The sequence below is a fragment of the Helicobacter sp. WB40 genome (genome assembly GCF_027859275.1).
Taxonomy (GTDB): domain Bacteria; phylum Campylobacterota; class Campylobacteria; order Campylobacterales; family Helicobacteraceae; genus Helicobacter_D; species Helicobacter_D ibis.
The window spans coordinates 57357-79251 of the sequence record NZ_JAQHXS010000001.1 but is presented as its reverse complement, the minus strand read 5'-3'; the positions used below and the strand labels follow the sequence as shown (position 1 = coordinate 79251).

The window sequence follows — 21895 nt, the reverse complement described above, 5'->3', positions numbered from 1 at the left end:
TTAATTAAATTTTCATGTTTTTACGCTAGAATCAAAGCTTAATTTTTAAAAAAGGTGGTGATTTTATGCCTGGTATTAAGACTAGAGAAAATGAATCTTTTGATGATGCTTATAGAAAGTTCAAAAAGCAAACAGATAGAAATTTGGTTGTTACTGAAAGCAGAGCTAGAAGATTCTTTGAACCTATGACTGAAAAGCGAAAAAAGCAAAAAATAAGTGCTAGAAAGAAAATGCTAAAACGCTTATATATGCTAAGACGATATGAATCAAGGCTATAATCTAATTGGCTCTATTCTTTAGAGCCAATACAAAAACTACAAAAACATTAGCCACAAGCACCCCGCTAAATAATCCAACCAGATTTAAATAATCATTCCTAAGCAAGATAAAAAATCCAACAACAAATAAAATATATGCCAAGATTCTAAGCGGAATAAAAAATATCTTAAATCCATTTTTAATAGACGATAAATTAATACTACTAAAAAACTTAGACTTTTTAGGAATCTCTACACTTACCTTTCCTATATCTTCATTCCATTTTTTATTAACATTAATCTCATCTTCTTCTTTATCTTCATATTTATCAACATAGATATTCTGCAGAGATTCAAGCTCTTCTTTATTTGCATTATTAAGTATTTTCTTAATACTATTTGCTTGGACAAAAAACACAACAAGCACAATAAAACAAAAACTAAAAAAACCAAATATAAAATTAACAATAAACTCCAAGCAACTATTCCCCTGTTTTTAAATCTTGCTTATAGCTATATTTTGGATCTTTTGCTAATTCGCTTAATTCTTTTTGTTGTTGTTTATATGCTTTATAAACATTTAAAATAGCAGCACACACACCCCATACAACCCCAAGCCAAAATAGCCATCTATATCCAAATAGATTCTCAAGAAAATATCCAATACCAACACCAATTAACACCGCAATCACCATAGAAATACCAAGAGTTGCGTGAGAATATGCCAAAATAGCGTCTTTATACTTTGGGGTTTCTTTAGATTCTATGTCTTTATTGTCCATTAGATTTTATCTCCAATACTACTTCTCTAGCTCTCTCTAAAACGCTATCAATAATTTCTTCATTCATACAAGCATTAATAAACCCAGCTTCAAATTGCGAAGGAGCAAAATACACGCCTTTATTTAGCATTCCATTATGGAATTTAGAAAACATATCTACATCACTCTTTAAAGCAGTATCAAAATCTGTAACTTCATGTGTATTAAAGAAAAATCCAAACATGCTTCCTCTAACACAAGTTTGCAATGAGATATTATGAGCCTTACAAATATCACTTAGTCCATTTGTTAATCTTATCGCTAAAGCTTCTAAGCGTTCGTATATTTTTGGGGATTCTTTTAGCTTCCTAATCATGACAAGTCCAGCAGACATAGCAAGAGGATTCCCACTTAGTGTCCCTGCTTGATACACACCACCATTTGGTGAAAGAAGAGAAAATATATCATCACTCCCCCCAAATGCACCAACAGGCATACCTCCACCAATTACTTTTCCAAAAGTTACTAAGTCAGGCACAATACCATAAAACTTCTGTGAACCGCTAAAAGAGGCTCTAAATCCGCTCATAACCTCATCTAAAATAAGCAAAATCCCCTCACTCTTACAAATAGATTCTAAAGACTTTAAAAACTCTATCTTAGAAGGCACAAGCCCCATATTTCCAGCTATTGGCTCAATAATCACACATGCTACACCATTACTATTTTTTTTACTAAATTCTATACATGATTTGACACTATCTATATCATTGTATTTTGCAACTAAAGTATGCTTTGTTATGTCATTTGGAACGCCAGGAGAGCTAGGAGCACCAAAGGTAGCCATTCCGCTTCCACCCTTTACAAGCAAACAATCACTATGCCCATGATAACAACCCTCAAACTTAATAATATCATCTCTAGAAGTATAAGCCCTAGCAAGTCTAATGGCACTCATTGTCGCCTCTGTGCCACTTGATACGAATCTTATCTTGTCAACACCATCATAAACTGAAATTATTTCTTTTGCCAAATCTGTCTCTAAAGTAGTTGGAGCACCAAAGGAAAACCCTCTCTTAGCACTCTCAATCACGCATGATTCTATATCACTATCACAATGCCCAAAAATAAGCGGTCCCCAACTTTGCACAAAGTCTATATATTTGTTTCCATCTTCATCTATTAAATATGTCCCCTTGCCTTCCCTTATAAAAGGTGGCGTAGAATTAACGCTCTTAAAAGCTCTAACAGGTGAATTTACACCTCCTGCTATAACTTGTTTTGCTTCATTGAAGCAATTGATACTATTTTGTAGCTCCATGTTTTTACCTTGAGAATATTTTTTAAAATCATACCAAAATAAGAGATTCGATATGAAACATCAAAATGAGAATAAATTTTAATATTGCTTTTAAGTTTAAAGGAATACAATATATCAATTTTCAAATGGAGGTTTGGGCATGACAATTGATATGCTACAAAATGGTGATACTGCGATAATCACTGCACTAAATGTAGATAGACAACTAAAAGATAGATTCTTTAGTTTTGGATTTTTAAAATCTAAAAAAATAAAGAAAATCGAATCTTCACTTAAGGGTTCAACAATACTAGTGGAACTTGATAAAGGTTGCATTATATTAAGATCTGAAGAGGCAAAAAGAATAGAAGTGGAGAAAGTAAATGGATAAAACAATAAAAGTAGCACTAATAGGACAACCAAATGTAGGCAAAAGCCTACTTATAAATGCACTTTGTAAATCAAGCATGAAAGTTGGTAACTTCCCCGGTGTAACAATACAAAAAGCAGAAGCATTTACAACATATAAAGATTATGAAATAAAAATAATAGATCTTCCGGGAACTTATTCTTTATATGGATACTCGCCAGAGGAGAAAATCACTAGAGAATTTGTGTTAAGTGGCGATTATGATGTAATAGTAAATGTAGCAGATTCAACAAACTTAGAAAGAAATCTACTCCTAAGCGGACAAGTTTTAGAAACACAAAAGAAAATGATTCTAGCATTAAACATGTCAGATGAAGCACAAAATGAAGGCATTAACATAAAAATAGATTCAATGAAAGAATTGCTTGGAGTAAATGTAGTAGCTATATCTGCAAAAACAAAAGAAAATCTAGATAATTTGTTAGAGCTAATAATACAAACACATACACAAGAAAAATACCAAAACAAAAGAAACTATAGCGATAGCATAGAAAAAGAAATAATAAAAATCACAGAGTTTTTAAACGAAAAAAATGATAGCTCAATAAAAGAGCTAAACCTAACAAACAGGGAACTATCAATACTCCTACTAAAGCAAGATGAAGATACTTATAGTCTAATAAAAGAAAAGCCGATATGGATAGAATTGTTACCTATTTTGCAAGAATCCACACAGAATCTATATAAGTCATATGACACAAAAAATATAGAAGATATTTTCATAGTTGATTTACATGCCTTTGTAAGTGGAATAATAACTGAGACAACAACTTACAAAAACACAGAACAAGAAAGCTATACAAAAAAGATAGACAAAATACTAATCAACAAATACATAGGGATTCCTATATTTTTATTTTTTATGTGGGTTTTATTTCAGCTCACATTTACACTAGGTGCTGCACCTATGGACTTTATTGAATCTTGCATTAGTGTAACTAGTGATTTTATAAAAGAAAATATACAAAGCGAATTATTAGCCTCACTATTAGCAGATGGCGTTGTTGCTGGTGTTGGAGCAGTTATTTTATTTTTACCAAATATAGTTATATTATTCTTTGGTATATCATTGCTTGAAACTACTGGCTATATGTCCCGTGTGGCATTTTTATTAGATGGCTTCTTTCATAGATTTGGATTACACGGCAAGAGCTTCATACCTTTAGTCTCTGGTTTTGGTTGTTCTGTGCCTGCGTTTATGGCTACTAGAACGCTAAAAAATAAAAAAGATAGATTACTTACATTATTTATAATCAACTTTATGAGTTGTGGTGCTAGATTGCCTGTATATGTGCTTTTTGTTGGTGCATTTTTCCCTGCTGATGTAGCAGGAAACTGGCTATTTGGCATATACATTCTTGGTGCTATCTTAGGATTAATAATGGCAAAGATTCTAAGAATGACAGCTTTCAAAGGAGATGATGAACCATTTGTTATGGAAATGCCAAAATACAGAATCCCAAATTGGAATTTAGTATGGTTTTCTGTGTATTCAAAGGCAAAGATGTATCTAAAAAAAGCAGGAACATTTATTTTTGCAGCTTCAATTCTAATTTGGTTTGCTAGCACATTTCCGATACAAGAAGAATTGCAAGCACAATATGCTTCAAAGATAGAATTAGCAAATGAAGAAGATAAAGAATCCTTAGAATTCGAATTACAAGAGCAATTAATAGAAAATAGTTATCTTGGTCAAGCAGGAAAAATTATTGAACCTATATTTAGACCACTTGATTTTGATTGGAAGATGAGTGTGGCTTTAGTTAGCGGATTAGCAGCAAAAGAAGTTGTTATATCTACTATGGGAGTGCTTTATTCTCTAGGTGGTGAAGTTGATGAGACAAGCGATGGGCTAATGCAGACAATAAAAGAAACAATCCCACTTAAAATCGCAATAGGATATATATTGTTTGTAATGATCTACAATCCATGCCTTGCAGCAACGGTTGTCTTTGGCAGAGAAGCCGGTGGATTTAAATATATAGTATATTTATTCTTATTTACATGCATTACAGCATACATTGTAGCATTGATAGGCTCAATAATTGCAAGTGCTATTTTAGGTTAGAGATTCTTAACTCAGAATCTCTAATATATTATTTTTATGGATTTTAATTTGCTTATACTCTTCACATATCATTTGAAACTTATTTAAATCACCCTTTAAGACATCTTTTGGTATCTCTAAATTTAAGATTATTTTATCTGTAATTCTTCCATTATTTTTTGCATAAAGTTCGCACAACTCACTATAACCTGTATTTGATAGAAAATATAAATACAAACAAATGGCAATCTCACTACTCTTAGCCCTCAAAACCAAAATACCAGTATTAGCCACTATTGGCTTATCGCTAAAACCTATTATTGCAATTTTTGGAGAGACACCACGCATACTTAAGCATATATCATGCTCTCTTAGTGCATATTTTAAAATTACACTATCTTTTAATGTATGCTCACGCAACTCTTCTGTAAAGCCATACTCTGCAAAAGAATTAACTCCAAGTTCATAACAAGATATTAGATTCTTGCCATTTCTATCTTCAAACCTCTGCCCTCTAAAGCACATAGTTAGACATTCTTTAAGTTTGATACAATCTACATTATTTGTTCTTTTTAAATAAGCACTAACAGATAAATCACTCTCCAAAGAGTTATAATCAACTAAGATTGAATCTTCTTTATCTTGCTTGGAAAGATATAAATCCAAAATATCATGCTCTCTTATTATTTTGTTGTATTTACCATCTTTTATAAAGTAATTTTGTGCATTTATAAAAAACACCTTTTTATTATCCTTTGATAATACCATCAAAGAAAACTCTGCATTATTTGCAGGAAAAATATTTTTAGGAAGGCTAATGACACATTCTAAGAGATGATTTTTAGTTAGATAAGTTATAAATTTTTTATTTAATAATGTTACATCTCTAACTATAAAAACTGCCTTTGTTTTTAAATGCTTCAAACAATGGGCCAAAAATGGTAACTCTGGCATTGTTTTTATATGCTTACCAAAAATAGTTAGACCTTTATCATTATGGGGGAGATTTAGTGACTTTAAAATAGGAGGATGACAAAATATCTTATCATATTCTTTATTATTACTTGAGTCTAAAAATATATCAGACACGCTAAAATTTACCTTTATACCCGCAAAATGTGAGAGCATTCTGGCAATATTAATTAAAGTTGGATTTATGTCATTTGCATACACTTTGCATTCTTTATCACCTAAAGATAAGAGCCAAGTTCCAAAGCCACAAGTTGGGTTATAAATTACATCATCTCTTTTAATATTTAAAATACCATTTGCAATCTTGCTTATCTCAAGCGGAGTAGCATAATTATGTAGCTTTAAAATAGTTTTCTTCAATACCAAAGATTCAACAAAACTTTCAATCTCTTTGATGCTTATATCATTTTTTGCAAGACTTTTTAGTATTTTTTTCCAGTTTAGCCCCTCTGGCAACCTTCTAGATTTAATACCTAAACTATTTATATACAGATAAAAAGATTCTAAAATCTCCTTATCTTTTGAATCTAAAATTTCATTAAACAATTCATTATTTTGTTTTAATAGTATGCATTCAAATAATATTTCACAAGAATGAAAATTATCAACAACAAATTTCTGTATATAGTTAAATAAAGATAATAATTCTTTCATTACTTATACATAGGCAACAATTCAAATACAAACAATATATGACACATGCCAACTACAATACCAAAAAATAATAAAAAGTATATACTAAAAGACCCACCCGGCAAAACACGCTCTTGCTTAGAATCTCTAGCACGAGATGCCTTAAGCAATAAAGCAGGAATGATAACAGACCATATAGTAGCAGCAAGTCCAGCCCACCCAATTGCTAATAAAAACCCATCAGGATATATCATACCAGCTATAATAGGAGGTAAAAATGTAACAAGCATAGTCTTAGTCCTCCCTAGCCTACTATCATCAAAACCACACAAATCAGCCATATAATCAAAAAGCCCAAGTCCAGCACCCAAAAATGAAGTAGCTACTGCTAAAAATGCAAAAGATTCAAGCATTCTTATTAAAAAAACACCATTCAAACCACTACTAGCAACACTTATTAGGTTGCTTACATTTCCACCATTTGCAATAACTTCTTTAAAATCATCTCTTAATATATTCCCATCACATGCAATAATCCATACAATATATGATACAAGTGCGATAAATGTCCCATACACGAGACATTTATTTATAGACTTTAAATCCTTGCCAAAATATTTCACCAAACTTGGCACTGAAGCATGAAAACAAAATGAAGTAAGGTATGTAGATAATGCTACAAAAACAAAGATTCCATACCCTCCACTATCATTACTAGAATCTAAAAGCAAAGGAAGTCTAATCTCCCCTATCATTCCACTCATAGCAAAGACAAACGTCAAAACCATACCGCCTATAAGCACAGCAGAGATTCTATCAACCACATATGTGCTCCACCACACACAAGCAGTCAATAATAAAACAAACAAAAGCCCAGAGATAAACTTAGGAGGCTCATATCCAAAAATAGAAGAAGTAGTATGCACCACCATAGACCCACCGCCACTAACATAAGCATAAAGCAAAATATAAAGAACAAATGCTACGCTAAGACCATTTACCAAATTCCAAAATTTGCCTAAGTTATCTTTAACTATGGTATGAAAACTTGCACCGGGTTCATATTTTAAATTTACCTCCAAAATTGCTTGAGAAGAAAACAACATCAAAATCCAAGTTACAAACAAAAGACCTAAAGACCACCAAAGCCACATACCAGCTGATATTGTAGGTAGAGCCAACATACCAGCCCCAATAGCAGTCCCAGCAATAATCATAGTCCCACCAAACACACTAGCTTTATTACCAATCTTTAGCATACTTTTCCCTTTTCAAATTAAAAATTTTGGTGATTATAGCCAAAAAATTTGATAAAATTCAGCCCTAAAGCCCTTAAGGCACTACAAATTAAAAGGTTAATAATGGCAGATAAACCGCTATTTTTCTTTAGCGTTGCATTAATTACAATTAGCATTATTTTTTCATATTCACTATCTAGCTTTGCAGTGTTATATTATGGGTATAGCGAGTTTCACTTTATGATACGACAACTAATCTCTGGTCTTTTAGGGATTTTTATAATGCTACTAATTGCAAAAAGTAATCCACAAAGATTCTTGCTCAAATTTGGATTTATATTATTTTTTGGCGGAATCTTTTTGATGTTTATTATGCACTTTTTACCAGAAAGTCTAGCCACAAGTGCCGGTGGGGCAAAAAGATGGATTAGATTGCCATTTTTCTCACTTGCCCCTGTTGAGTTCTTTAAAATAGGATTCGTGGTTTTTCTAGCTTGGAGTTTCTCGCGTAAATTTTCACTTGAAGAACAAAAAGATATAAAAGAAGAGTTCTTAACATTCCTTCCTTATGTGTTTGTATTTCTAATAGCAGTATATTTAATAGCAATTTTACAAAATGACTTAGGACAAATAGTGCTTCTTGGGACAACTTTAGCTATTATGATGATGTTTGCTGGGTCTTCTTTTAAGCTGTTTTTGTATTTATTATCACTATCTTTTATGCTTTTTATAGTAGTCATTATTACAAGCACACATAGAATTATGAGGATTAAAGCATGGTGGGCTGGTGCTCAAGACATTATTTTGTCATTTTTCCCACAAAGCATAGCAGATTCGCTAAGGGTTGAAAATCTACCAGAACCATATCAAATACAACATTCTCTAAATGCGATATCACATGGTGGTTTCTTTGGTGAGGGGATTGGAAATGGACTTATAAAACTAGGATTCTTAAGTGAAGTGCATACTGATGTGATTTTAGCAGGTATCACAGAAGAGATAGGATTCTTTGGACTTTTTTGTATAAGTTTGATATTTTTGGGATTAATTTTTAGAATCTTAAAAATAGCAAATAGATGTCAAAATACAATACATTACCTTTTTTGCTCTGGCGTTGGAGTTATTTTAGGATTTTCTTTTTTGATTAATGCCTTTGGTATATCAGGGCTAATCCCAATAAAAGGTATTGCTGTGCCATTTCTTAGCTATGGCGGAAGCTCTATGCTTGCTAGTTGCGTGATGATAGGACTAGTATTATCAATTAGCAAAAATACAAAATTAGGAGGATAAATGAAAAATACAAATGCAAAAAATCTACCAAGATTAAATGGAAACTTAGAACCACAGATTTTAAAAGAAGCAATAAAGCAATTCAAAACTCCACTTTTTGTATATGACTTAGACAGGATAACAAAACGATACAACGAACTAAAAGAAGCATTTGGTGGTAGAAAAAATCTAATATGCTATGCATTAAAGGCAAACTCAAATTTGAATATTTTAAAACATTTACATTCTTTAGAGAGTGGTGCTGATTGTGTATCGCTTGGAGAGATAAAAAGAGCACTAAAAGCTGGAATTCCAAGTTATAAAATAATATATAGTGGTGTTGGCAAACAAGATTTAGAGATACAAGAGGCAATAAACTTAGGAATCTTATTTATAAATGTAGAGAGTTTTGAAGAGCTACTAAGAATAGAATTAATAGCAAAACAACTAAACAAAACTGCAAGAATCTCAATTAGAGTAAATCCAAACATAGATCCACAAACTCACCCATATATATCAACTGGACTACAAGAAAATAAATTTGGTGTTAGCATTGAAGATGCAAAAGCCATGTATATACACTCCAAAAACTCACAAAGTTTGGAACCAATTGGCATACACTTCCATATAGGAAGCCAACTAACAAAACTCCAACCAATAGAAGAATCTGCTAGAAAAATAGCTTCTCTGACGCATAGTCTAATAGCATTAAAAATTGACATAAAATTCTTTGATATAGGTGGTGGGCTAGGAATTACATATAATGATGAAGAAACTATTAATCCATACGACTATGCCCAAGCGATACTAGATTCAATAAGGGGCTTAGATGTAACAATAATATGCGAGCCTGGTAGGTACATAGTTGGCAATAGCGGAGTGTTTCTAACACAAGTTTTATATGAAAAAAATAACTCAAATAAAAGATTTACCATTGTAGATGGTGCTATGAATGATCTAATACGACCAAGCTTATACAATGCTTATCATAAAGTAGTAGCACTAAAAGATTTAGAAGAAACAAGTGCGACTGATGTAGTAGGTCCTGTGTGTGAAAGTGGCGACTATCTAGCAAAAAATGTGCTATTGCCAAAGTTAGAACATGGGGATATACTAGCAATCTTAAGTGCGGGTGCATATGGCTTTAGCATGTCAAGCAATTACAACACTAGAGGAAGATGTGCTGAAATAGCAGTAAAAAATGGAGAAATAAAGCTAATACGAAAAAGAGAAAACTTTGAAGATCTAATAAGATTAGAAGAAATTTGATTTTACCAAACAACTTACTTGACATTTATAATATTCGATTATAGAATATAAAACATATTTTAATAATTAAGGAAAATCACATGAGACTTGTTATTAGTATTTTGTTGCCTTGGCTTGGATTTTTTACCATAGGGCGTCCTATTGCTGGAATTATCTGCTTATTTTTACAAATAACGCTAATAGGTTGGTTGCCAGCTGTTATATGGGCTATATATGCTTTAGGGCAATATAAAACAGACAAAAAAATAGAAAAAATATTAAAAGAAAAACAATAATTTAAACAATATATAAAATACAAGAGTTATCATTGAAAGTATTTTAATATAACTCTTTATTTTGCAATTTAATTAAAAATTCCTCTAAATTAAACTTTTTTCTTTGATTTTCTGTAAATATATGAACAATAATGTCGCCTAAATCTGCAACAATCCAATCTGCATTTTCATCATCAATATTAAAAAAACTCTCACCCATAGGCTTTAACTCTTGTTTTAAATAATCAAGCAAGGCAAGTGCATGTTTATCAACTAAAGCCGTGGATAAAACGACATAATCCACAAAATAATCAGTATCCTTTAAATCAAAAACCTCTACATTTTCTGCCTTTTTTTCATCTAATAAATTCTTTATTTTTTCTACTATTTCTACTCTATTCATACAACCTCTCTATATCACTTAAAATCTCTTTTGGCAAATACCTCAAAATCTCTCTATCTTTTTCCTTTAATGCTTCTTTAATTTGCGTAGAACTAATATTTATACGCACAAAAGGTAATCTGTTATAATTTAAGACATTTTTATTTCTAGGAATTATAACAAATTCGACTTTTTCTTTTAGAGATTCATATCTATACCATCTCTCTAAAGTCTCTAAATTATCATCTCCAAGCAGTAAATATATCTTTTGTGGATTATATTTTTGCTCTATAAAGCTAATTGTGTCTATTGTTGGCGTTGGCTTATTGTTGCATATTTCATAATCCAAAACCTCAACTAAAGATTCATCTCTAAAAATCCTAACAAGCCAATCAAACCTCTGCTGTGGTGAGAATAAAAAGGATTCCTTAAAAGGATTAAGATATGTAGGTATGAGCAAAAGTTTTGAAATATCTAAGTTCTTTATAGCACTCCTTACTATCTCTATATGTGCTATATGTGGTGGATCAAAGCTCCCGCCAAAAACTGCTAAATCTCCCATGAATCTCCAAGATAATAATTTAGCTAAAATTCTAGCAAAATAAATAATATAAGGTATCTTGTGTATATTTTAATATTTTTGCTTGGAATTTCTTTTGGCTCATTTTTAAACTTGCTAATTTATAGAATCCCAAAAAACCTATCAATAATAATTCCAAATTCTTATTGCAATAATTGCAAAACACCACTAAAGCTCCTAGCCAAGATTCCTCTAATATCTTATTTCACTCACAACAGATGTGCTTGTGGGTATAAAGTTCCTTTTTATTATTTTATCCATGAACTATTAGCTGGAATATTGTGCGTAATGCTCTATTATTTCTTCGGAGTATTTGGGCTTTTATATTTTTTATTATTCTTATTTTTTTATTGTTTGGCATTTATTGATTGTATTTTACTAGAGATTCCAAGTGTATTAAATTTTCTTGTGTTTTTCTTGGCCATAGCAACGCAATATCAGTCCTTATACGATTGTATTATTAATTCATTGCTATTTATGGGTTTTATAAGCTTTCTAAAAATATTTTTAGAAAGCATCTTAAAAAAGGAAGTCTTAGGCGAAGGAGATATTATAATCTTTGGCACAATAGGAGCTAGTTTTGATACATTGCATGCCATGATATGTATATTTATTAGTGCATTGTATGCGTTATTGTTTATGATTTTTTATAAAAAACAAATAATCCCATTTGTGCCATTTTTATTTTTGGGATTCTTTAGTGTATTTTTTGTAAAATACGCTTTTCAAATTAATTTAGGATTCTTGTTTTGAGGGTAAAAAACTACATTTTTCAAAATTTCGCACAAATATTTTTTCCTATATTTTTAGTGTTATTTTTTATTGCCTCTGTTATAGTATTTATTAGAATCTCAAGTGTTACATTTGTTGTGAAGATAAGTTTTTTTGAGCTTTTTGCTTTATATTTTTACACCATGCCTCTTATGGTGTTTTTTGTCATACCAATTACATTTTTTATAGCCTCCACATTATCACTCTCAAAGCTGTGCTATGACTATGAACTACCTGTATTATTCTCACTAGGGCTAAATCCACAACACATAGTTAGAATATTTGCCCCCATAGCATTTCTTGCAAGTTTTTCGCTTCTTATTTTATCCTTAATCTTAACTCCTCTTAGCGATAAGGCATATAGAAGCTTTATTGATTCAAGAAAAAGTAGCATTAGTTTAAATCTAAAATCAGGTGAATTTGGACAAAGAATTGGAGAATGGCTAGTATATGTAAAAAGTAGTGGCGATGATATTGGTAAATATAAAGACATAGTTTTGTTGTCCTTTAGCAAAGAAGGGGGCTTGATTTTGGCACATGATGCACATTTATACAATAACCAATCAAACTTAGAAGCATTACTAAGAGATGGCATGATATATCGTTTATCAAACAATGAAGTAGAAAAAATAACATTTGACAAACTAATCTTGCGAAACAATATAAATTCTAATAACAATGAGAATTTAAGCATATTTGAATATTGGAATATAGCATTTAGTAAACAAGAGGAGCAAAAAAAAAGGCTAAGAAATCTAAGCCTTTATATACTTATGTCAATTTCTCCAATAATTAGCCTTTATTTTTATTTATTGCTAGGGGTTAAGAATCCAAGATACCAAAAAAACTACACAACAGCTCAAATAATGCTAATTATAGGAATCTTTTATGGCTTTATATATGCAATATCAAACTACCTACCAATAGTTGGCACGATTTTATTCCCTATTGCTTGGTTTGTAGCAGGATATATTGCATACAAAAAAACCATAGGCAGATTCTACTAAATGAACATAGCCATGATTTTATCCTATGATGGAAGCTATTTTAATGGCTTCCAATCACAAAGTGATAAAAGCGGTGTGTATGATTTTCTTCAAGAAAAACTAAACAGTGTTGGTATTTTTAATAAATTCCAAGCAAGTGGCAGAACAGATAAAGGTGTGCATGCAAACTATCAAGTAATCTCACTTAATATCCCATCTTTTCATAAAAACCTAGAATCCCTAAAAGAGATATTAAACAACAAGCTATACCCAAAAGTAAGAATAAAAAAGATGCTTAAAGTAGATTCTAACTTCCATGCTAGATATAGTGCTAAGAAGCGATCATATTGCTATATTATCTCAACTAAATATTCTCCATTTCTAGCTAACTTTTCACACTACCACAAACTAGAAAATCCAAAACTACTAAAAGATTCAATTAAGCTCTTAGAAGGGATTCATGATTTTTCTAGCTTTATGAAAAAAGGTGGAAGCGGAGAGTTAAACCAAACAAGAATTATGTATAAAACGAGAATCTTAAAATATAAAGATTTTTATATTTTTTATTTTTGTAGCAATGGATTTTTAAGGTCGCAAATTAGACTTATGGTTGGGTATTTATTAGAAATTGATAAAAACACAAAAAGTATAGAATCTCTAAAAGATGCTCTCTTAAACAAAAGCCAACAAAGCATACTAAAAGCACAAGCAAATGGGCTATTTTTAAACAAAGTGTATTACTAAATGTTTAGAAAAATACCTTATAATAATTATTTTAATAAGAGGAAAAATTATGCAAGAAACAATTGATTTAATAATTAAATATGGATATGTAATATTATTTTTATACTCACTTGGAGGTGGATTTGTAGCATTAATAGGTGCAAGTGTGCTAAGTTGGGCTGGAAAAATGGATCTGACACTAAGCATAATAGTAGCAGTAATTGCGAATTTTTTAGGAGATTTGCTTTTATTTTATCTAACAAGATACCAAAAAGAAAGTATGCTGAGCTACATAAAAAAGCACAAACGAAAAATAGCCTACATAAATATATTAATGAAAAAATATGGCTCAATAATTCTAATTGTACAAAAATATATATATGGGATAAAAACTCTAGTCCCCGCTGCTGTGGCACTAACAAAATATAGCTTTATAAAGTTTAACATATACAATGCAATAGGAGCAATTATATGGGGTATTAGCGTTGGATTATTGGGATATTTCTTGGGTGAATTTATAGTAAATTTAGTTGATACGCTAAGTGCTTATCCATACATAGCGCCTATTTTTATTTTTGTTATTTTTGGGATATTATGGCTATGGTTAAGTAAGGTTAGCAAAAAGTGAGGATTATATGCAATACAACAAGTTAACACCGCAAGAAGAATACATAATAATTAATAAAGGGACAGAGAGACCATTTAGCGGAGAATATGAGAACTTTTTTGAAGATGGAATTTATGTATGCAAAAGATGTGATAGCAAATTATTTACTTCAGAATCTAAGTTTCACTCAAATTGCGGTTGGCCTAGCTTTGAATCTTGCATAAAAGATTCAATAATAGAAACATTAGATAGCGATAAAATAAGAATGGAAATAATATGTGCAAACTGCAAAGGACATTTAGGACATGTATTTCGCGGTGAAGGATTTACAGAGACAAACACACGACATTGTGTAAATTCTCTAGCTATAAAATTTATAAAAAATGAAAAATAAATTTAGAATTTTTATAATAGAATATAAAATTTAATAATTAAGGATTATTATGAGCAAGGTTGATGTTTGGGATTTAAAGCCACTTTTTAAAGATAAAAAAACCCTATTAGCACAAATGCAGCAAACAATACAAGATTCAAAGGATTTTGAAGAGACATATAAGGGCAAACTGCAAAACATAAATAGCAAAGACTTTCAAAGTGTAATTGAAAAATACGAAGCAAATTATCAAGCAATTTCACAAATAATGACATATTCATTTTTGCTATTTGCATCTGATACTTCACATGGAGCATTTTATTCACAATGTGAGCTAGAATGCAACAAAGCCCAAGAATCTCTTTTGTTTTTTGAGTTAGAATTTAACTCACTAGATGATACAAAAAAGCAAGAAATAATAAAATCATCACCAAAGTATTCATATTATTTAGAACTACTTATGCAGTATTCTAAATTTCAATTAAGTTTGCTAGAAGAAAAGGTATTACTAAAAGTCCGTCCTGCTGGATCAGAACTATTTAGCAGACTATTTGATGAGCATTTTAGTAAATTGAAATTTAAATTTGATAACAAACTCTTAAGCGAAGAAGAGGTGCTAAGTTTGCTTTATAGCGAAGATAGAAAAATAAGAAAAAAAGCTTCAATCTCACTAAGCAAGACATTAAAAGACAACATAGACTTACTAACATACATACTAAATGCAATAAGAAAAGACCTAAAGATTACAAAAGAGTTAAGAGGCTATGAATCTTTAGAGCACTCTCGCCATATAAGCAACCAAACAACTCAAAAAAGCGTTGATTGCATGGTTGATACAATAAATGAAAATGTAAAAATAGTAGAAGAATATTACAAAATAAAATCAAAAATACTAAAAATAAAAAATTTGCAAGATTACGACAGATACGCACCAATCCCATCAAAAGATAACACAGAGTTTGATTATATAACCTCTAAAACATTAGTGCTTGAGACTTTTCAAGGATTCTCAAATAAATTCTACAAAATCGCAAAAGAAGCATTTGAAAATGGCTGGATAGATAGCCACCCAAGAGATAGAAAAAGAGGAGGAGCATTTAGCCATGGAGCAACTCCAAATGCACACCCATACTTAATGCTAAACCACACAAACCAAAGAAGAGATATATTTACAATGGCACATGAGCTAGGACACACGATTCATCAAAAGCTATCATATAGCGTAGGATATCTAAATGCTGATACTCCACTAACTACCGCAGAGACTGCATCTGTATTTGCTGAAATGCTACTTTTTGATAAATTAAAAAACCAAATAAGCGATGATGAAAAAATATCTCTTTATGCAGGTAAATTAGAAGATATATTTGCAACACTCTTTAGGCAAAATGTCTTTACAAACTTTGAGAGAAGAATCCACAACAAAGAAGGCGAACTAAGCAGTGATGAAATAAGCAATATATGGCAAGAAGAAAACCAAAAAATGTTTGGAGATAGCCTAAAACTAAGTGATAATTATAAATTATGGTGGTCTTATATACCTCATTTTATACACTCTCCATTTTATTGCTATGCTTATAGCTATGGGCAATTACTTGTTATGGCACTTTTTGGTCTTTATAAACAAAACAAAGATGATTTCATTCCAAAATACGAAAGATTCTTAAGTCTAGGTGGAAGTAAATCACCAAAAGAGTTGGTAGAAATATTTGGCTTTGATATTGAAGATAGAGACTTTTGGAAGATAGGAATAAAAGAAGTAAAAGACATGCTAGATGAGCTAAAGACAATAATCAATAAAGGAAAAACATGTTAAGCATAATGCATAATAAAAATTTCCAAACATTAATAAAGAAACATTGCTTTGAAATTATAAAATCACTAATGGATAAGAAAATAAACTTCTCCATCGTATGCAATATATCTTGCGTGAAGTTTGAACCACAGCTACCAGATTCGATACGGAATTCATTTAATGACTTAACTCTTTTTATTCTAGCTGGATACACTTTTGAAAGTTTAGAGTTAGATTCAAACAATTTATATTTTGAAGCTGGGTTTGGCGATGATAACTTGGGTAGTTTTGTAACTACACCTCTTGAATCTATAGTGCAAATAATACTACCAAATGATATAGATAATGGCTCTGATGTATGCCTTTTTATAAACATAATGGCAAGTTTTGCGCCTGAAATAAAATCAGAAAATGATGGAATAAATAGCTCAATTAAAGCCATATTATCAAATCCAAAAAATCATAAGTTTAAAAAATAATTTTTTAGATATACTAAATCATTTTAAGCGGAGAAGCATATGGAAGTAAAACTAGACTTGGAACTCTTTAGATTCGATATAAAAACAGACTATCTACCATACTACTCCAAGCTACAAATAAGCATACAAGACAATCAAAACCTGCTTGATTTACTAAACTTAATAAAGCTAAAAATAAGGGATTATGGATACAAAGAATATGGATTTAAAATCTATGATGTAGTTGTATTTGATTTTAGCATTACAATAGACGAGCTAATAAAAAAATTTGGAAAAAGAATCATTATAAATCCCCTACATCAGAGACTTGTTACAAAAGATTTAATAATAAATGAAGAGCCGTTTTTAGAAAATATATCCAAACTAGAACAATATGGCTTAAGTGAAGATAGAGATTTTATTGCTTCATTTATACCATATGCCTACGCCACTCCGCTTAGCTTGGAGTATGATAGCTATTTAGGAGAAGTATTTTTTGCTATTGCATATTCACTATATCAAACAAATAGAAACAAAGAAATACTAAATATAGTATCAAATATGTCAAATGGAATCTTTAATGCACAAAACATAGAAACATATACATATCCTTGTGATACCAAAATTGATAAATATATACATGAGTTTCAAGAATTAATACTAAAAGAACATAGCACTAAAGAACTGCAAACTTTCAAATCAAAATTACTAACAAACTAATTTAAAAGGAGGTTTTATGGATTCTTTAGTCTTATTGCAAAATAATTTTTATAAAAATGGCTCATCAATACTTACTCAAACTCTACAACAACTAACAAAAAAGCTAAATATACAAACAGATGAGATAAAAACAATACAACTTGGTAATAAATTATTGTCATTAGATGAATCTTATTATATAAATTTGATAAGTTTATTAACACAGGTTAGCAAAGATGGAAACAAGCTTATTATATATGATAGTCAAAGTTTAATCGAGATAATAAAATTGTTTAAAAAATTATATGAAGATTCTGATTTTAAAGAAGACTTAGAACAATCAATCAAGCAAAGCATAGATGTTATATCACTTGAAAATACAATCAAATTCATACCAGAAATAATCCTACAAGCACTAAATCAAAACATAGATTCAATTAATATTGGTCGGTGGAATGGCTTTAAATGTGGATTCATCATCGATAGAGAGCTAGAAGGCTTGATAAAAGAGCTAAAAATACTAGAACAACTTGAATTAACCACAGGACTTAAGATACTTCCTTTCTTTAGCGAAAGCTATGATTATTTACTAAGCACTAATGAAGAATTAGCCTATAAAATGGCGTCTAAAATATACTATGAAATGGTAGATAGTGGGATTGATTTTATAATGAGCGTAAATATTGGTAATTTTGAACTATTTGATACACATGCTTTAGAATTAAAAAAAGCAACACATAGAGATGATGAGAATATACCAGTGCTTTTTATCCCGCAAGTCATACTTGCATTATTTAAAGATTCAAACAAAGAATCTCTTTTATTTAACAAACATAAAATAACACCACAAATGCTATAAGGAATAAATTTGGTAATCGCACTTAAGGTAATTATATCTCTTGCTGTTGCTATGGCTTGGTATAAACTAACTGAAAACCAAGAAATATCAATAGCATTTTTTGTTCTTATGCTAGCTATATCATTTATGCGTCCAATAACATACCAAAGCCCGACAGAAAGGGAGGAGTATTTGGAGAAATTTAGGCGTTCAAAAGAAAGACAGCTAAACTTAGAAAATATGAGAAGAGAAGAGAAGAAAAAAGCACTAGAAGAAAAGAAAAAAAGAATCGAAAAAGAAAAAAAGGAATAAAAATGCCAAGCCTAATCACGCTAACAACCACAACAACAAAAGAAAATGCAAAAAAACTAGAATCTGTCGTTATTAAGTCTGCACTAAGTGCATGCATACAAAAAATCGAAGTAGCAAGTGTCTATGTTTGGGGTGATAAGGTAGAAAATGCTAATGAAATTAAGCTTATTTTTAAAACATCAAAAACAGAAATAGAAAATCTAATAGCTCTAATTAAAGCAAACCACGAATATGAAAACCCAGAAATAATATACACAAAAGTTAAAGTATCAAAAAAGTATAAAAAGTGGTATAAAGATTCAATAGAAGCTCTAAAAAGAGCTAATATTCTTTAGTGAGTTTTCTTATACTCCATAATCATCGCATAAGCCTCATCTTTAAGCACTAGCTTCTTTCTTTTTAACTCACCCAATTCTGCATCACTAGCGTGTTCTCTGCCTTCTGAAATATTTTGAATCTTTTGATCTAGCTCATTATGCTCATCAAAAATTTTTGCAAAATGTGCATTTTCTTGCTTTAACACACTGATCTCATCTCTATATTCATGTAACATCACAACTCCTTTGTTTTTAAGTTGATTAGATTATAACAAAATAGGCTGAATCTAACTTCTATAATCGGCATTGATTTTTACATACTCATGCCCCAAATCACACCCATAAGCAGTAAAGCTACCATTCCCTGTTCCAAGTTTGCAAGTAATTTTATATGAATCTTTTTGCAAGACTTTTGCAGCCTTCTCTTCATTATCTCTATCAAAATAAATTTCACCATCTTTATAAACGCATACTTTATCAAAGAAGATTTGAAGTCTTTTAGCATCGCATTTTACACCACTTGCACCTATAGTAGATGCAATCCTACCCCAATTTGGATCACAACCAAACAAAGCAGTCTTAACAAGCAAAGAATTACTCAAAGCCTTAGCACAAACCATAGCCTCATCATCACTATGTGCTTCTAGCACCTCAAATGCAACTACTCTAGTAGCTCCCTCACCATCTTTTACAACCTCTAAAGACAAATACTCCATAATCTTATACAAAGCAAAAGAAAATGCCTCTTTATCATAGATTCCACTTTGTCCATTTGATAAAAGCATAATAGTATCATTTGTAGAAGTATCGCCATCTACGCTAATTGCATTAAATGTCATATATGCATTTTTTTGCAGAATCTCTTTTAAATTATTCTTTGGCACAAGTGCATCTGTTGTAATAAAACATAACATAGTAGCTAAAGATGGATTTATCATGCCCGCACCCTTGCATATAGCCCCTATTTTAAAGCTTCTATTATCATCTAATACAACTTCAAAGGCGATACTCTTTGGATATCTATCAGTAGTCATTATTGCATGTTTTGCATTGTCATTATTCTTACTATTTAAATTTATCTTACTTAAAGATTCGCATATTTTTTCTACTGGTAGTTGGACACCTATTACACCAGTAGAACTCATTAATGGATTTTTAATTTCTGTGAATCTTTTGCTCAAATTAGACATGATAGATTCTATATTCATAATTCCAACATCACCAGTTAAGGCATTTGCATTTTTGGAATTTATAAGCACAAAATTTGTCTTAAAGTCATCTTTTAACTTTTCTTCTTGCATTTTATAATGAGCTATTGGTGCAGCATAAAAATTATTTTTTGTAAATAAACATTCAACTTCACACATGCTTGTAGAATAAATAAAAGCTACATCAACCTCACAATTTGGCTTTAACCCAGCACTAATCCCATCTGCAAAGAAACCATTAGCCGCACACACTCCACCTTCAATTGGAAATATACTAAACATATTTTAACTCCTCTGGCTTGTCTTTTTTAGATATTAACTGCTTTGTTAGCCTAACACCTTGAGAAGTCCCTATAACCAATAATTTACTACCACTTGTAATTATTGTATCTTCACTTGGCATTGAAATAAACTTACCATCTTTTTGCGTGATTCCAACAACTGAAGTTTGAGTAATCTCTCTTACATGTGCTTCTTTTAGCTTTTTAAACACAAGCCAAGAATATCTTGGAATTGCTATTTCCTCCAAGTCTAAAGGAGTATCTTTTTGGTATGCAAAACGCTCAAGCAAATTTTCCATATCTGGGTTTGTAGCCATAGCATTTACCCTTTGAGCAAAAAGTCTTGAAGGGGATACAACACAATCAGCACCTAGCTTTTTTAACTTCTCTTCTTCTTCTATATTATTTGCATTCCCTATTATAAAATAAGGCTTCCTACCAAGCTCCTTTTCATACAACCTAACAGAAGCAACTTGTGCTATATTATCAGCCACATTACTTGATAAGGTTATAACACCTCTAGCACTTGATAAATGGCACTTTAACATAGCGGTTTCTGAATGTGGATCTTCATTTATAAAAAATGGATAATTATATTTTAGAGCTATATCTTCTAGTGCAGGATTGTTATCAACAACCACAAATGGTATATGTGCCTTTCTAAATTGTTGTGCTAGTTGTATAGAGTATTCATTGTGATAACAAATTACAAAATGATTCTTTAGTCTTGCAATTTTATATATCATATTCCTCTCCTTTATTACCAAAACTAATTTTCCACGATTTAAAATATCAATCACACCAATCACACAAAAGCTCAATACAGCTGAACCAGATAACATAACAATAGCTGTATAAAATACATCCATTGCATCAAATTGATCCTCTTTTAAAGCACCAAAACCAGTGGTTGTAAATGTGTATGAACTTTGAAAGAATGCTTCTATTAAAGTATAGTCTGTAACAACCATATAACCAAGTGTACTAAGTAATATTCCTAGAAATAATAAAATAAATGGAAGTCTAAAAGGCTTTAATTGTTCATATAGCATACCAGATAAATCAATATCTGGTTTTTGAGAAGTATCCCAATGGATAAATTTTCTAAACTTATCAAAAAACACTTTTTTTCTTG

27 protein-coding genes are annotated in these 21895 nt (G+C 30.8%); 17 read left to right on the top strand and 10 right to left on the bottom strand.

Annotated features, from left to right (window positions below):
- Positions 1-65 precede the first annotated feature (65 nt).
- Positions 66-278 carry a 30S ribosomal protein S21 gene (gene rpsU, locus PF022_RS00480; RefSeq protein ID WP_271021235.1) on the top strand — a complete coding sequence of 71 codons (213 nt, stop codon included), beginning with the start codon at positions 66-68 and terminating at the stop codon, positions 276-278.
- A 1-nt stretch (position 279) separates the two neighbouring features.
- Here the strand turns inward: rpsU and PF022_RS00475 are convergent, their stop codons facing one another.
- From PF022_RS00475 to hemL, 3 genes are read right to left on the bottom strand one after another with little or no spacing between them, the layout of a single operon-like run.
- Positions 280-735, bottom strand: a complete 456-nt coding sequence (locus PF022_RS00475; protein WP_271022416.1) for a hypothetical protein — start codon at positions 733-735, stop codon at positions 280-282.
- Between the two features lie 4 nt (positions 736-739).
- Positions 740-1039 carry an AtpZ/AtpI family protein gene (locus PF022_RS00470; RefSeq protein WP_271021238.1) on the bottom strand — a complete coding sequence of 100 codons (300 nt, stop codon included), beginning with the start codon at positions 1037-1039 and terminating at the stop codon, positions 740-742.
- Positions 1029-2339: a glutamate-1-semialdehyde 2,1-aminomutase gene (hemL, locus tag PF022_RS00465; RefSeq protein WP_271021239.1), complete on the bottom strand. Its 1311-nt coding sequence runs from the start codon at positions 2337-2339 to the stop codon at positions 1029-1031. Before hemL ends, PF022_RS00470 begins: the two co-directional genes overlap by 11 nt.
- 139 nt (positions 2340-2478) lie before the next feature.
- On the opposite strand from hemL, the gene PF022_RS00460 reads away from it, so the two are divergent.
- Positions 2479-2709 carry a FeoA family protein gene (locus PF022_RS00460; protein ID WP_271021240.1) on the top strand — a complete coding sequence of 77 codons (231 nt, stop codon included), beginning with the start codon at positions 2479-2481 and terminating at the stop codon, positions 2707-2709.
- Positions 2702-4816 (top strand): ferrous iron transport protein B, encoded by a 2115-nt coding sequence (feoB, locus tag PF022_RS00455; RefSeq protein WP_271022414.1) that lies wholly within the window; start codon positions 2702-2704, stop codon positions 4814-4816. Before PF022_RS00460 ends, feoB begins: the two co-directional genes overlap by 8 nt.
- 6 nt (positions 4817-4822) lie before the next feature.
- Here feoB and PF022_RS00450 read toward each other — a convergent pair whose 3' ends face one another.
- Together PF022_RS00450 and PF022_RS00445 are read right to left on the bottom strand one after the other, a co-directional pair.
- Entirely contained in the window at positions 4823-6421 is a 1599-nt protein-coding gene (locus PF022_RS00450) for an N-6 DNA methylase (protein ID WP_271022413.1), read from the bottom strand.
- Positions 6421-7659 carry an aromatic amino acid transport family protein gene (locus PF022_RS00445; RefSeq protein WP_271022410.1) on the bottom strand — a complete coding sequence of 413 codons (1239 nt, stop codon included), beginning with the start codon at positions 7657-7659 and terminating at the stop codon, positions 6421-6423. The genes PF022_RS00450 and PF022_RS00445 overlap by 1 nt, the downstream gene beginning before the upstream one ends.
- Before the next feature lie 102 nt (positions 7660-7761).
- On the opposite strand from PF022_RS00445, the gene PF022_RS00440 reads away from it, so the two are divergent.
- From PF022_RS00440 to PF022_RS00430, 3 genes are all read left to right on the top strand, one after another.
- The gene (locus tag PF022_RS00440) at positions 7762-8928 is read left to right on the top strand and encodes a peptidoglycan glycosyltransferase FtsW (RefSeq protein ID WP_271021245.1); all 1167 of its coding nucleotides are present in this window, start codon (positions 7762-7764) and stop codon (positions 8926-8928) included.
- Positions 8929-10176, top strand: a complete 1248-nt coding sequence (gene lysA, locus PF022_RS00435) for a diaminopimelate decarboxylase (RefSeq protein WP_271021246.1) — start codon at positions 8929-8931, stop codon at positions 10174-10176.
- Between the two features lie 80 nt (positions 10177-10256).
- Entirely contained in the window at positions 10257-10451 is a 195-nt protein-coding gene (locus tag PF022_RS00430; RefSeq protein WP_271022409.1) for a YqaE/Pmp3 family membrane protein, read from the top strand.
- 43 nt (positions 10452-10494) lie between these two features.
- Here PF022_RS00430 and rsfS read toward each other — a convergent pair whose 3' ends face one another.
- Positions 10495-10833 carry a ribosome silencing factor gene (rsfS, locus tag PF022_RS00425; protein ID WP_271021249.1) on the bottom strand — a complete coding sequence of 113 codons (339 nt, stop codon included), beginning with the start codon at positions 10831-10833 and terminating at the stop codon, positions 10495-10497.
- Entirely contained in the window at positions 10826-11374 is a 549-nt protein-coding gene (nadD, locus tag PF022_RS00420; RefSeq protein WP_271021251.1) for a nicotinate (nicotinamide) nucleotide adenylyltransferase, read from the bottom strand. The genes rsfS and nadD overlap by 8 nt, the downstream gene beginning before the upstream one ends.
- Positions 11375-11434: 60 nt before the next feature.
- On the opposite strand from nadD, the gene PF022_RS00415 reads away from it, so the two are divergent.
- From PF022_RS00415 to cutA, 11 genes are read left to right on the top strand one after another with little or no spacing between them, the layout of a single operon-like run.
- Positions 11435-12145 carry a prepilin peptidase gene (locus PF022_RS00415; protein WP_271022407.1) on the top strand — a complete coding sequence of 237 codons (711 nt, stop codon included), beginning with the start codon at positions 11435-11437 and terminating at the stop codon, positions 12143-12145.
- A complete protein-coding gene (locus PF022_RS00410; RefSeq protein ID WP_271021253.1) occupies positions 12142-13170 on the top strand; it encodes an LptF/LptG family permease in 1029 nt (342 codons plus the stop codon). The genes PF022_RS00415 and PF022_RS00410 overlap by 4 nt, the downstream gene beginning before the upstream one ends.
- Positions 13171-13893: a tRNA pseudouridine(38-40) synthase TruA gene (gene truA, locus PF022_RS00405; RefSeq protein ID WP_271022404.1), complete on the top strand. Its 723-nt coding sequence runs from the start codon at positions 13171-13173 to the stop codon at positions 13891-13893.
- 49 nt (positions 13894-13942) lie between these two features.
- A complete protein-coding gene (locus tag PF022_RS00400) occupies positions 13943-14500 on the top strand; it encodes a DedA family protein (RefSeq protein ID WP_271021255.1) in 558 nt (185 codons plus the stop codon).
- Positions 14501-14507: 7 nt separating this feature from the next.
- A complete protein-coding gene (locus tag PF022_RS00395; RefSeq protein ID WP_271021257.1) occupies positions 14508-14873 on the top strand; it encodes a methionine-R-sulfoxide reductase in 366 nt (121 codons plus the stop codon).
- A 49-nt stretch (positions 14874-14922) separates the two neighbouring features.
- Positions 14923-16668, top strand: a complete 1746-nt coding sequence (locus PF022_RS00390; RefSeq protein ID WP_271022402.1) for a M3 family oligoendopeptidase — start codon at positions 14923-14925, stop codon at positions 16666-16668.
- On the top strand, positions 16662-17126 hold the full coding sequence (locus tag PF022_RS00385; RefSeq protein ID WP_271021259.1) for a hypothetical protein: 465 nt from the start codon (positions 16662-16664) through the stop codon (positions 17124-17126). Before PF022_RS00390 ends, PF022_RS00385 begins: the two co-directional genes overlap by 7 nt.
- A 39-nt stretch (positions 17127-17165) precedes the next feature.
- Positions 17166-17825, top strand: coding sequence for a DUF5644 domain-containing protein (locus PF022_RS00380; protein WP_271021260.1), 660 nt, complete (start codon positions 17166-17168; stop codon positions 17823-17825).
- A gap of 16 nt (positions 17826-17841) precedes the next feature.
- Positions 17842-18663: an HdrB C-terminal domain-containing protein gene (locus tag PF022_RS00375; protein WP_271021261.1), complete on the top strand. Its 822-nt coding sequence runs from the start codon at positions 17842-17844 to the stop codon at positions 18661-18663.
- Positions 18664-18672: 9 nt separating this feature from the next.
- Positions 18673-18954 (top strand): hypothetical protein, encoded by a 282-nt coding sequence (locus PF022_RS00370; RefSeq protein WP_271021262.1) that lies wholly within the window; start codon positions 18673-18675, stop codon positions 18952-18954.
- Between the two features lie 2 nt (positions 18955-18956).
- Positions 18957-19289, top strand: coding sequence for a divalent cation tolerance protein CutA (gene cutA, locus PF022_RS00365; RefSeq protein ID WP_271021263.1), 333 nt, complete (start codon positions 18957-18959; stop codon positions 19287-19289).
- Here the strand turns inward: cutA and PF022_RS00360 are convergent.
- Genes PF022_RS00360 through PF022_RS00350 form a run of 3 tightly spaced genes read right to left on the bottom strand, consistent with a single transcriptional unit; the run spans position 19286 to position 21884 of the window.
- A complete protein-coding gene (locus PF022_RS00360) occupies positions 19286-19507 on the bottom strand; it encodes a YdcH family protein (RefSeq protein ID WP_271021264.1) in 222 nt (73 codons plus the stop codon). The two genes, cutA and PF022_RS00360, sit on opposite strands and share 4 nt — an antisense overlap.
- Positions 19508-19558: 51 nt before the next feature.
- A complete protein-coding gene (argJ, locus tag PF022_RS00355) occupies positions 19559-20761 on the bottom strand; it encodes a bifunctional glutamate N-acetyltransferase/amino-acid acetyltransferase ArgJ (RefSeq protein ID WP_271021265.1) in 1203 nt (400 codons plus the stop codon).
- On the bottom strand, positions 20754-21884 hold the full coding sequence (locus PF022_RS00350; protein WP_271022400.1) for a potassium channel family protein: 1131 nt from the start codon (positions 21882-21884) through the stop codon (positions 20754-20756). The genes argJ and PF022_RS00350 overlap by 8 nt, the downstream gene beginning before the upstream one ends.
- Positions 21885-21895 lie beyond the last annotated feature (11 nt).